The organism is Sorangium sp. So ce128 (assembly GCF_051525245.1).
Taxonomy (GTDB): Bacteria; Myxococcota_A; Polyangia; order Polyangiales; family Polyangiaceae; genus Sorangium; species Sorangium cellulosum_B.
The window spans coordinates 2735738-2748630 of record NZ_CP150313.1 but is presented as its reverse complement, the minus strand read 5'-3'; the positions used below and the strand labels follow the sequence as shown (position 1 = coordinate 2748630).

At 76.3% G+C, this 12893-nt stretch carries 4 protein-coding genes; all 4 read left to right on the top strand.

Annotation, left to right across the window (positions count from 1 at the left end; translation table 11 throughout):
• Nucleotides 1-18: 18 nt before the first annotated feature.
• A complete protein-coding gene (locus tag WME82_RS10705) occupies nucleotides 19-921 on the top strand; it encodes a WGR domain-containing protein (protein ID WP_438042737.1) in 903 nt (300 codons plus the stop codon).
• Between the two features lie 237 nt (nucleotides 922-1158).
• Nucleotides 1159-3984 carry a hypothetical protein gene (locus WME82_RS10700; RefSeq protein WP_438042736.1) on the top strand — a complete coding sequence of 942 codons (2826 nt, stop codon included), beginning with the start codon at nucleotides 1159-1161 and terminating at the stop codon, nucleotides 3982-3984.
• Nucleotides 3981-10844 carry a HEAT repeat domain-containing protein gene (locus WME82_RS10695; protein WP_438042735.1) on the top strand — a complete coding sequence of 2288 codons (6864 nt, stop codon included), beginning with the start codon at nucleotides 3981-3983 and terminating at the stop codon, nucleotides 10842-10844. The genes WME82_RS10700 and WME82_RS10695 overlap by 4 nt, the downstream gene beginning before the upstream one ends.
• Nucleotides 10841-12727, top strand: coding sequence for an SWIM zinc finger family protein (locus tag WME82_RS10690; RefSeq protein ID WP_437915592.1), 1887 nt, complete (start codon nucleotides 10841-10843; stop codon nucleotides 12725-12727). Before WME82_RS10695 ends, WME82_RS10690 begins: the two co-directional genes overlap by 4 nt.
• Nucleotides 12728-12893 lie beyond the last annotated feature (166 nt).

Here is a 12893-nt window from a genome sequence, read left to right as displayed (position 1 = left end):
CGTGATATCGTCGCCCGCATGCGCCGGTTCGAGTTCGTGCAGGGGACGAGCGCCAAGTTCTGGATGGCCGACGTGGACGACACGACGTTCATCGTCGTCTACGGGCGGCTGGGGACAGCCGGGCAACGCAAGGAGAAGGCGTTCCCCACGGCGGAGGCCGCGCAGCGCGAGTGCGACAAGAAGATCGCGGAGAAGCTCAGGGAGGGCTACCAGGAAGTGGCCGCCGCCGGGGGCGGCGCGCCCGGCGGCGGCGCCCCCGCGGCCACCCCCGGAGCGGCCGCGCCCCCGCAGCCGCCGAAGCTCGATCTACCGCCGCGCGTCCAGCCCGGTGAGGCCACCGAGGCGCGGCGCAAGGCGGCCGTCCACGCGCTCGCCGCGGTCTCGGCCGCGCGCGGCCGGCGGAGCTGGGTGCTCGGGCGCGCCGTCCGACGCGCCCGCCGGGCGCTCGAGTCGCTCGGCGGGCTCGATCCCGCGACCGACGGGGCGCTGTCCGCCGCGCTGGACGCGCTCCTGGACCGCGTCGTCGCGCCGAGCGCGCGCGATCGCCTGCCGCTCGTGCGCGCGATCGAGCTGCTCTCGGAGCTCGACGCCGCGGCGTTCGCGCGCGCGGTGCGCGACACCTGGAAGGCCCCGCCAGCGACCTCTCCTGCCGCCGGAGCGCTCGCCCTCCTGAAGCGGCAGCTCGAGGAGCTCGACGATCCCGAGCTCGGCCTCAGGCTCGGCGCCCTGCTCGTGGATCGGCCACACCACGGCTCGATGAGCGCCGAGGCCGGGTGGGCGCGCCGCTGGAAGGCGCTCTCGCCGCACCTCGAGGCGCACCTCGCCCACCGCGGGCGCTCGCTGAAGGACCTCCTCGCGAGCATCGACGCGGGCGGCGACCCGCACGTCGCCGAGCGGGTCGCGCGGATGCGCGCGGCGTGAGCTGCCCGGCCTGAGCTGCGCTGACTGAGCTGCGCGGCCTGAGCTGCGCGTCCGGCGCGCGCCTCGAGGCAACGCTCCGGGCGCCGCGCGGCACCCCTGGCATCCGCGAACACGCCCCACCCACAGGCGCACACCGCGAGAAGCGACGACGCTTCCGTCATCGTCAGATCGACTCTGGCTTGACCTGCACCGCGGGGCTCGCGATTCTCCCAGGCCATCCCGCCGCGGGAGGGCGCCTTGACGAGCTCACCGAATCCGATCGACATCGCGAACGTCAAGCAGCTCGCCACGAGCGGCTCACCCACCCTGGCCGAGGTCGTCGAGACGTACCTCGGGCAGCCAGATCCCAAACCGGAGACGCCGCCGCGCGAGGGGGCGCTCACCTTCGCGGCGTTCCTGCAGCTGCTCTCGCGCGCTCAGGGCATGCGCTCCCCCGAGCAGCGGCGAGAGCAGTCGACCGACGCGTGGAAGCGCTTCCTCGCCCAGGTCGACGCCGCGCCGCCGCCGCGGCTCGAGCTCGCGGACCTGCTCGTGCGCATCTACGAGGAGGGCACGGACGCAGGGCGCAGCGCGCTGCGCGACATCGCCACGAGCGCGCCGCTGGTCTTCGGCGCGTGGGGCGGGCTCAAGCGCATCTACAAGCTGGCCGAGGCGCGGCTCGACGCGGAGCTCTTCGGCGCGCTCGCCTTCCGCTTCGACGTCGAGCTCTCCCGCAGCCGGCGGCGCGAGGTCTCCAAGGGGACGTTGATCTACATGCGCCGCCGCGCGTGGCGCTTCCTGCGCGAGCTCGGCCGGAGCACGCCGGAGCTCTACCCGCAGTTCGCCGTCGAGGTCCTCCGCCACTACGCGCCAGGCACGGGCTTCAGCGACCTCTGGGTCGCGAACCACATCTGGGCGCACGGCACGGGCAAGTACGACGGGCGCTCGTTCCACGGCAACGTCCCGCCGAACGACCTGGTGAAGCACCGCGCCTTCGACGAGGCGTGGAAGCGATCGCCCGATCCGCTGATGCTCCTGCTCTCGGCCTGCCAGGCCGATCCGCCGGCCAAGTTCGCGATCCAGGGGCTCAAGAAGGACTTCGCCGACACCCTGCGGAGCGTCACGCCCGCGTGGCTTTCGCGCCTCGCGTACCGGCCGCTCGCGAGCGCGCACGAGTTCCTGATCGAGACGCTGCTCGGCTCGCCGGAGCTCCACCAGAGCAAGCTGCGGGGCCTCGGGCTGCACGACGCGGCGCTCGCGCTGCTCGGCTCCCCGAGCCCGAAGGCGCGCACGTTCGCGATCGAGTATGCCCGGGCGCACGCGACGGACCTCGACCCGGAGCGCCTCGCCGCGCTGCTCGACTCCGAGCACAAGGACACGCGCGCCTTCGCGGCGTCGGCGCTCCAGGGCAAGAGCCCGCGCGCGCTCGGCCACGCGTTCCTGGGGCGGCTGCTCACGCACAGCGAGACCGAGGCGTGGGCCAGCAAGGCCCTGAGCGAGAGCTTCGACCGCGCCGAGCTGCCCGAGGGCTTCCTCGTCGACATGCTCTACGGCGAGTCCGAGCAGAAGAAGTGGGCCGCCGCGTACTTCAAGGCCAAGTACCGGCCCGGCGAGCCCGGGGCGGGCTTCTGGGTGCGCGTTCTCGACGATCCGCGCCACGAGGACGACTACCAGGCGACGAAGTCCGCGCTCGACGCGCTCGGCAAGTACCCGATCGCGGCGATCGGGACGCCGTGGCTGCTCGGCGCGCTCACGCGCAAGCGCCTCGGGTCCACGGTCGCGACCTGGCTCCAGAAGGCCGACGCCCTGCCCGACCTGACGGCCGAGGGCGTCGAGCGCCTGAAGGGGCTCGTCTTCAGCGCCGAGACGCGCGCGGTCGCGCTGGAGGTGCTCGGCAACCCGAAGATCGTGCCGCCGCGGCAGCTCACGCTGCCCTGGCTGCTCGCGCTCGCGCGGCGCGCGGATCCGACGCTGAACGGCTTCGCGCGCCGCTACCTCCTCTCGCACATGAAGCCGCAGGACTTCGACGCGGGGCAGGACGCGAGCGGCCGCGGCGACCGCGAGGCGGGCACGGCGAGGCTGTTCGCGCTCGCGCTCGGCGAGAAGGAGCCCGAGCCGATGCGGGCGTTCGCGCAGACGTACCTGCGCTGCCACCACCCGGTCCTCGGGCCCGAGCAGAGCGAGGCCAAGGAGCTCGAGCTGAAGCCGGCGCTCAAGCGAGGCGCGTTCACCGCCGAGCGCATCTGGCCCGCGCTCTCCGACAAGCGGGACGACGTCCGGCGCTTCGCCGCGCTCATCACGCGCGCCGAGCTCCGGGCCTGGGGCTACCAGACCCGCGTCTACGAGCTCGCGCACAGCGACGCGAAGGAGGTGCGCAACATCGCCTTCGACGCGCTCCGCAAGGTCGGCGATCCGTCGGCCGATCCGGCGATCGCGCTCACGCCGGAGGAGCTCGATCCGGCGCAGGTCTTCGCGCTCACGGAGAGCCTGAAGAAGAGCGCGCGCGAGCTCGGCCTCTCGCTCATCCTGAAGCACTACGCGCGGCTCGGCGGCCCGGAGCGCCTCGGCTGGCTGATGCAGAGCGCCGACCGCGAGGTGCGCCTCTTCGCCGTGCGGATGCTCTGGGAGAAGCACCGGCCGCGCGATCTGCCGCCGGGCTGGCGGCCGCGCGGGGCGCGCGGAGACGACGCGCGCCCCGCGGCGGAGCTGCCCGAGGACGCCGGGCGGTTCGCGGACGTCGAGGCGCTCCGGCGCTTCCTGCGGTACGTGCTGTCCGGGATCCCCGCGGGGCGGTCGCCGGAGCCGGGCGACGACGCGGGCTCGCGCAGGCGCCTCTCGGCGAGCGAGGCCAAGCGGCACGTGATCGAGGTCGTGCGCGATCTCGCGGTCGAGGACGCGGCGTTCGCGGCGCTCGTCGCCCCCGTCATCGCCGAGTTCACCGGGTCGATCGCGAAGGGCGAGTGGCAGGCGTGCCTGGCGGCGCTCCTGCGGCTCAGGCACGCGCATCCAGGGCTCGAGATCGAAGGCCTCGGAGCGGCCGGCGAAGGCCGGGCGCTCCCCGGCGTCGGACAGGAGACCGCATGAGCCACGCGATCGGCCATTACGAGAAGGTCCGCGCGCTCGCGATCGGCCCCCGGCTCCTCGCGGTCGGCGGCGTGCGCGCGCCGGCGCCGGGCGGGACGCGCGAGACGCAGACCGCGCCATCCCCCGCCAGCGCGAGCCAGGTGACGCTGTTCGATCACGTGGCGAACAAGCCGGTGCGCTCGATCGACGTGCCCGCGCACGTGCTGGGCCTCGCCTTCGCGGGCGACCTGCTCGCGGCGGCGTGCTCCGACGGGGCGCTGCGCCTCGTCGCGGGCGGCGCGGCCGACGTGCGGGCGATCGACGCGCACCCGGGCGGCGCCACGGCGATCGCCGCGGCGCCTTCCGGCGCGCGCCTCGCGACCGTGGGGGTCGACGGCGCGCTGCGGGTGTTTCGCGTCGGCGAGGCCGCCGGCTCCCCTGCCCCGCAGCCCGGCGCCGCGGTCGAGATCTCGTCGTTCGCGCTCTCGGCGGCGCCGCTCCGCGCCGTCGCCTTCGATCCCGCCGGCGAGCTCTGCGCGGCGGCAGGCGACGACGGCATCGTCCGCGTGGTCACGCTGTCGACGGGCGCCGTCCGCGCCATGCCGGGCCACGACGGGCCGGTCACGGCGCTCGCGTTCACGCCGCGCGACGGGCGGCTTGCGTCGGGCGGCGACGACGGCACCGTGCGCCTCTGGTACCTCGTCGGCGACGTCGAGTGCGAGGTGCGCGGCGCGGACGGGAGCGGTCACGCGGGCGGCGTCCGCGCGCTCCTGTGCCTGCCCACCCCGCCGCCGCAGGAAGACGGCAAGGAGAGCGGCGACCGCCTGCTGTCCGCAGGCGCGGACGGCGCGATCCGCATCCACCGGCTCGAGGACAAGCGCAAGCCGCGCACGCTGGAGACGAGCGCGCTGGCGCTCCACGCGCTGGCGCTCGCGCCGGCCGCCGCGCGCAAAGGCGCGCGCGGGCAGGCCGCCCGCGGCGGCGCGGACGCGAAGGACGGGCTCGGCGCCGTCTTCGCCGCAGGGGACCGGCGCACGGTATGGCGCTTCCCGATCGACGCCGCCGGCGCGCCCGCGGACGGCACCGCCGAGCTCGCGCACGGCTTCGATGTCCTCGCCCAGGCGCTCTCGGGCGCGCGGCCGGCCCGCGAGAGCGCCGTCAAGACGCTCGCCTCGCTCGACGAGCCCGAGGCGCTCGAGGCCGCGCTCTCCGCGCTCCGATCGGACCGCGACGCCGAGGTGCGCGCGCTCGCCGCCCGCGAGCTCGGGGCGAAAGGGCGCCGCGGCGCGCGCGCGAAGCTGCGCGAGGCGCTCGACGACGAGAGCCCGAACGTCCGCATGGCCGCGCTCGAGGCGCTCCGCGCGATCGAGCGCGACGCGCCGCTCGCCCCGCTCCGGGCGGCGCTCGATGCCCGCGCCGCGGACGTGCAGCGCCGGGCGCTCCTCGAGCTCGGGAAGCTCTACGGCAGCTCGCCGCTCGTCCCGGGGCTCATCGCCGAGAAGCTCGCCGGCCGCGACGCGTCGGTGCGGCTCACGGCGCTCGACCAGCTCCAGCAGATCCACCCGGACGGCCCGCAGCCGCTCCGCGCCGCCTTCGAGCGCGGCCCGGCCGACCTCCGGGTCGAGGCGCTCATCCGGGCGGCGCTCGCCGGCTGGCTCTCGGCGCCGGAGTTCGCGCCGATCGCGGCGCGCGCGCTCGACGACGAGGACGCCGAGGTGCGCCGCATCGCGTTCGCGGCGAAGGTGATCGAGCGGCGCGCGCTCGCCCACGCGCTCGAGGCGCGCGACGAGGATCTCGGCCGCGCGGCGATCGACATCGCGCGGCGCGCGGCCGAGGTCCTGCGGCGCGCCGGCGCGGGCGGCGCGGAGAAGCCCGCGGCGAACGCGAAGGAGGGGGCGAAGGACGGCGCGAAGGCGGCCGACGAGGCGGCCATCAAGGCGGCGCGCGCCCGGATCCCCGGCGTGGGCGGCCCGGGGGCCGAGCCCGCCGAGGCCGACCTCGAGCCGCTGCTCACCGCGATGGCGTGCCGCACGCCGGACACGGCGGTGCGTGGGGCGCGCGGCCTCGCGCAGCTCGGCGACACGCGCGCCCTCGGCGCGCTGCTGCAGCTCACGCGCGAGCAGGACCCGTCGCTGCGACGGCAGGCAGCGACCGCGCTCGCCGAGCTCCGGGACACCCGCGCCGAGAAGCGCCTCATCTGGATGCTCGACGACGCGGACGGGGCGGTGCGCGCCGCGGCGCACGACGCCTACGCGCGGCTCCAGCCGTCGGCCCCGCTCACCGTCGCCGAGGCGTCGCTCCGCTCGTCGCAGGAGGACATCCGCGTCCGCGGGCTCGACCGGCTCGTGGCGCTCGCCGGCGAGGGCAAGGGACCGAGGCCGCCCGAGGCCGAGGCGCTGCTCGCCGACGCGATCGAGGACGAGTCGCCCAAGGTCCGCCGCGAGGCGTTCCGGACGCTCTGGTCGTGGCACGCCTCGGATCCGCAGACGGCGCTCGACCGCGCCCAGCTCGCGCGCTTCCCCGATCTGCGCCTGCGCGCCGTCGAGGAGCTCAAGGCGCACGGCGAGCAGCCGTGGGCTGCGGAGCGGCTGCACGCGGCCATCGGCGACCGCGACGCGGGCGTGGCCCAGGCCGCGTACGACGCCGTCGTCAAGCTGCGCGGCAAGGAGGCCGCGGAGCCGCACCTCGCCGCGATGGCGTCGATCCACCCCTCGGTCCGGGAGAGCGGCGCGCGCGGGGCCGCGCACATGCCGGCGGGCGACGACGCGCGCAACGCCCTGCTCCGGCTGCTCGCCACGCGCGTGCCGGTGGGCGAGGCCGCGCGCAGCGCCCTGAGCAAGCTGCTCGAGGACGAGCACGCGGGGCCGCGCATCGCCGCGATCGAGGCGCTCGACAAGCTCCTTCCGGGCGAGGCGGGGCCGCTCCACATCGGCCTCCAGTCGAGCCACCTCGACCTCCGGGTGCGCGCGGCCGAGCTCTGCGCCGTCCGGCGCGACGAGCAGCTGATCAACCCGATGCGGGCGCTCCTCGCCGATCAATCGCTCTTGAACGCGGGTCGGGGATCCGCGTTCGCGGTCCCCTCCGCGCAGATGCCGATCCAGGTCCTCGGCCCGCTGCGCGCGCGCGCCGCGACCGCGCTGGCGACGCTGGGATCGCCGCGCCTCGTCAAGTACTTCGCCACCGAGCTGCTCAAGGACGAGTACCCCGACGTGCGCGAGCAGGCCGCGCGCGGGCTCGCGATGGCCGCCCGCCGCGGCGAGGAGGGCTACCTGCTCGACGCCATGGGCCACGCCGACGTCGCGGTGCGGTCGTGGGCCGCCGACGGGCTCGCGCGGCTCGGCGACGTGCGGGCGCTGCCGGTGCTCACGGGCACGCTGCGCCACGAGCACCCGCCCATCCGCGTCGCGACGATCATGTCGTTCGCGGCGCTCGGGCCCGAGGGCTACGGCGGCATGCTGCAGGGCCTCGAGGACAGCTCGCGCGAGGTCCAGGAGATCGTCTTCGCGATCGTGCTCGCGCGCGACCTCAGGGCGTTCCGCCGCGGCGACCCGCCGGACCTCCTGACGAGCGCGCTCTCGTCGCAGCGCTCCGACGTGCGCTTCGCCGCGGCGCGCGCGCTGGAGCTCCGCACCGATCCGGAACTGTACCTCGCCCACCTCATCGAGGCGCTGATGCCCCCGCGCCCCGACACGGCGGAGCAGGGCCGCGCGGCCGACGGCGAGAAGCCCGCCGGCACGAAGGACTGGCCGCCCGAGGTCGCGCGCGGGCGCATCCTGGTCGGCCTCGCCGAGGCGCTCGCCAGCGACGACCCGCAGCAGCGCTACGCGGCCGCGCAGGTGCTCCGCATCCGGCGCAAGCCGGTCGAGTACTTCCGCGAGGCGAAGCGCGTGGCCGCGCTGCGCCCCGCGGGCGCCCACGTCGTGGCGGACACGACCCCGCGCGCCGCGGAGGAGAGCGACACGAAGCCCGCGAAGGGGTGGCTCCGCCGCCTCTTCGCGCAGCCCGAGCCGAGCGGGCAGAGCGGCCAGAAGCAGAGCGACAAGCCGGCCGGCGACGCGGTCCCGGAGGGCGAGCAGCGGCGGCTGCGCTGGCTCGCGTTCGGCGCGTACATGGGCCTCCTCCGGCAGGTCTCGGCGGGCGACGACGAGGCGCACCGCACGCGCCGCGACGCCATCGATCGCATCGTCGACGTCTGCGCCAGGGGGCACGTCAGCAGCACGGCGGCGATCCCGCCGCTCGTCCGGGCGCTCGACGACCCGCACCACCTCGTGCGCAAGGCGGCGTTCGCGGGGCTCAAGGCGCTCTTCCCGGCGGGGGCGGGCGAGCCGCTCGCGCTCGGGCTCGCGTCGGCGTCGGCCGACGTGGCGCGGACCGCGCTCGACGAGATCGCCGCGCGGGACGGCGACGCCCGCCCCGAGATCGTGCGCGCGCTGAGCTCCGCGCTGCCCGACGTGCGCCGCTACGCCTTCGAGCTCCTGGAGCGGCTCTCTCCGAAGGGCAGCCTCGATCCGCTCCTCGCGGCGCTCGGCAGCGAGCACGCCGACCTCCGCCTCGGCGTGCTCGAGCGCCTCGCGTCGTCGAGCGATCCGCGCATCGTGCCCGCCCTGTGCCGCGCGATGGAGAGCGATCACGACGACCTGCGCCTGCGCGCCGCGGAGCTCCTCGCCCGCAGCCGCGACGATCGCGCGGTCGACGTGCTCTCGGCGTTCCTGCGCGAGGGCGCGGCCGCGCCTTCGGCGCGCGCCCGCAAGGCGCTCGTCGCGCTCGCGAGCGACGCGGCGGTGCGGGCGCTCGCGGCGCGCATGGATGAGGCCGCCACGCCGGCGGACCGCGCCGCGCTGGCAGGCGCGCTCGGGAGCACGCGGAACCCCGCGGCCACCGGCCCGCTCGCGGCGCGCTTCGACGACGAGGCGGCCGAGGTCCGGAGCGCCGCGCTCAAGGCGTGCCTCGAGATCGTCGACAAGGGCCGCGAGCGCGAGAAGCGCGAGACGGCGCTCGCGCTCGCCTTCCTCGCCGCCGCCGCGCGCGCGAAGGACCCGGCGCTCCGCCTCGCCGCGGCGCGCGAGCTCGATCTCGGCGACGATCCCGCGCAGAACGACCTCCTTGTCGCGCTCTTCGCGGATCGCGATCTCCCCACGCGCGTCGCGGCCGTGACGTCCTACGCGAAGCGGGTCAAGGACAAGGGCGCGCCCTCGGGGCCGCTCGAGGCCGTGCTGCGCGCGGGCGCGCGCGAGCTCGTGCTGCCCGCCGCGGAGGGGGTGGCCGAGCGGGGCCTCGCGGCGGCGCTCCGGCCGCTCCTGCTCGTCGTGCGCGCGGGCGAGCCCGGGGAGCGGGAGCGCGCGCTGCTCGCGCTCGGCACGCTCGGGGACGCCCGCGCGCTGGAGGAGCTCGAGGCGGTGGCCGCCGGCGGCACCAAGGAGGCGCCGATCGAACCAACGATGCAAGCCGCCGCCACGGAGGCGCTCGGCCGCATCGCCCCGAAGCTCGGGAGCGCCGAGCTCCGCAAGCGCGCCTCGGAGCGCGTCGAGCAGGCGCTCCACGCGGACTCCGTCGATCTCCGCGAGTCGGCGGCGAAGGGCGTGCGCTGGATCGGCGGCGAGCGCGCCCGCGTGCTGCTCGAGGAGCTCGTGCGCGCCGGCGACACGCCCGACAGGCTCCGCGTCGTCGCGGTGAGCGAGCTCGGCCTGCTCGGCGACAGCGCGGCCGAGCCCGCGCTCGCCCGCGCGCTCGACGCGCGGAGCAGCGAGGTCCGCAAGAACGCGCGCAAGGCGCTGGAGAAGCTCTTCCCTGGCGAGCGGACGCGCGTCGAGCTCCTCGCGGTCGGGAGCGAGCACGACGACATCGCGGGCCCGGCGGCGAGCTACCTCGCCGCGGAGGCCGACCCGGCCGAGCTCTTGCCCCGGCTCGCCGCGCTCAAGGACGAGGACCTGCGGCAGCGCCTCGCCATGGGCCTGCTCCGCCGCGGCGCGCTGCCTGTGGCCGCGCTCCTGCGCATGCTCGAGGACGAGCGCGCCCCGGCGCGGCAGGAGGCCGCGCGGCTCATCGCCGCCGGCACCGTGGCCGGCGATCGCGGGGCCCTCGCGGGCGCGCTCGCCGCCGCGGCGCAGCGCACCGCGGAGCGCTGGTCGGCCGCGCACGGCGACGAGCGCAGCGCCGAGGCCGCGGCGTGGCGCGAGCTGCTCTGGGCCGCGGGGCGCGCCGGCGCGACCGCGATGGCGCCCGCGCTGCGCGCGCTCCTCTCGAACGACAGCGCCCCCGGCGAGGTCCGCCGCGAGGCCGTACGCACCCTCGGCGCGCTCGAGTCGGCCGCGAGGTCCGCAGGGGCCGCGCCGCCCGCGGGCGCCGTGGAGGCGCTCACGGCGGCCCTCAAGGACATGGACGCCGGCGTCCGGGCCTCGGCGTCGGCCGCGCTCGCCGCGCTCGCGCCGGACGGCTCGGCCGCGATCGCCGTGGCGGTGAGGCCGTTCGACCCGGTCGCCTTCGGGCCGACCGCGCGCGTCGCCTCGCCCGAGGCGCTCGCGGCGCTCGCCGCGACCGAGCCGGGCCGGCGCCTCGCGCTGCCGTCGATCCTCGCGCGCCACGACGCCGCCGCGCTCGCCCCGCTGATCTCGCTCGCGCAGGGCAGCGGCGGCGACGCCTCCGCGCGCCTCGACGCCATCGCGGCGCTCGGCCGCGCCGGCGGCGAGCGCGCGCTCGAGGCGCTCGCCGCGCTCGCCTTCGATAAGGAGAAGGCCAAAGAGAAGGCCGACGTCGCCGTCCGCAAGGCCGCGTACCGAGCGTACCGCCGCGCGAAGCGCAAGGCGGCGGATCCCCGCGCGGCGCGGCTCGCGGCCGCGCGCTCGTCCAGAGAGCCCGAGACCCCCGAAGGAGTCAACGCATGACGGCCGCACTCGCCCGCCCGATCCTCCTCCGGTACGCCGCGCCGAGCGAGCTCGCCGCCGCCCCGCTCCACACGAGCGTGCGCCTCTCCCTCGACGGCGCCCGCGGCCCGGTCGGCGTGCGCGGCACCGTCCGCGACGCGGCGCTCTTCCGCGACGCGATGGCCGCGCTGGCGACCATCCTGGAGAGCGATCTCCGGTACAAGGGCCGGGATCGGACCGCGTACCTCGCCTACCTGATGAAGCAGGGCAAGAAGGCGACGGCGGCGATCTGGGAGGCGCAGAAGGCGTTCCTGGAGGGCGCCTTCCCCGACGACGCCGCGGCCCAGGGCGACGGCTCCGCGGCGAAGCCGAGGGCCTCCGGCGCGCTCGATCCCGTGCTCACGGTGCACCCGGACGAGGTCTCGATCGAGGTCTTCTCGCGCGACGAGAGCGCCTACGCCCGGCTCGCCTTCTCCAGCGACCTCTTCGAGGGCCGCGAGGCGGCCCACGGCACCGCCTTCGTCGATCTCTCGCCGCGCATCGTCGAGCAGATCGATCGCCTGCGCGCCTACGCCAAGGTGGAGCTCGACGCAGGCGCGGCGCGCGGAGACGCCGCGGCGCGCGCCACGCCGATCGAGCGCTCGCTCGAGGTCCCGACGACCTGGCTTCGCGGCTTCCTGCAGGTGCAGTCGGCGGCGACGCTCCCCGCGGTCTCCTGCGAGCTCGCGCCGATCGATCTCTACAACGCGCTGTTCGTGCTCCGCACCCGCAAGGCGAAGAAGCCGCCCCGAGGCCTCCGCTTCGAGCTCGTCCCCGGCAAGCCGCCGCGCCTCATCCTGGAGCCCTGGGAGATCTTGATCGAGGGCCACGGCCCTCCGTACGAGGGCCCGCCGCGCGTGGTCCGGACCTTCGGCCGGCAGCGGCTGCTCGCGCTGTCGCGGCTCCTGCCGCACGTGCAGCGCGTGCGCGCCGAGCTCCGGGGCCCCGGGCTGCCGGTCTTCTGGGTGCTCGATCTGGGCCGCGCGACGCTGACGATCGCGCTCACGGGCTGGACCGACAGCAGCTGGGCCAGCGCCGCCTCGTTCGACGCCCTGATGCCTCGCGAGGGGAAAGGCGGCGACAAGGCGCGCGCGGCGCTCGACGCGCTCGCGGGCAGGCAGCTCGCGCTCCTCCGCGAGCGGGGGCCGCTCCCGCTCGCGTCGCTCGCGGCCGGCGGCGGCGCCGAGGACGCCCGCGCGGCGCTCCAGCTCGAGTGCCTGCGCGGCCGGGTGCTCTACGACGTCGCGCGCCGCGTCTACCGCCCGCGCGAGCTGTTCGCCGATCCGGTGGACGAGCGCGACATCCGCTACAGCTCGCCCCGCGAGGCCGCGGCCCACCGCCTGCTCGGCGCGCCCGGCGCGGTGAGGCCGACCAAGGTGCACGAGATCGCCGGCGAGGGCACCGAGATCCACGGAGAGGTCGCGGACCGGGAGGCGCACCGCGACTTCGCGCCGCGGTTCACGATGGATCTCGAGGGCCGCGTCTCCGACGCGTGGTGCAGCTGCCCCACGTTCCGCCGGAGCGGCCTCCGCGAAGGTCCGTGCGAGCACATGATCGCGCTCCGCGTCGCCTACGCCCGCGAGCGCGCCGAGCGGGACGCCCTGCGCCAGACGGCCGAGGGGCGGTCGCTCATCCGCGCCGAGACGCGCACGTACGTGCGCCGCGAGGCCTCGGGCGCGGAGGTCGTCTACCGTGTCTCCCTGGACGACCGCGTAGTACACCTGTCGTGGGGGGCGCGCGCCGAAGCGCCTCGACACCAGCGCATTTGGTTTGACACGGACGGCGAAGCGCGCGACGCGTATTTCAAGAGACTGGATGCATTGACGTCCTCCGGGTTCGTGGACGCCGACGCGTCGTCAGCATGAGAAAGGAAAGGAGGTCAAGAAAAAGAGATTGTTCGTGTTGCCAGGAGAGGTTCTGAACGCACCAGCCTCCACGCCTCGAGCGTAGGAGCGGCGTCGCGCCGCTCTGGAGGAACCGCCAGTCACTCTCCGCAAGGTAGCCTGTTCTTGGTTCTCTTCGGCTAGACGA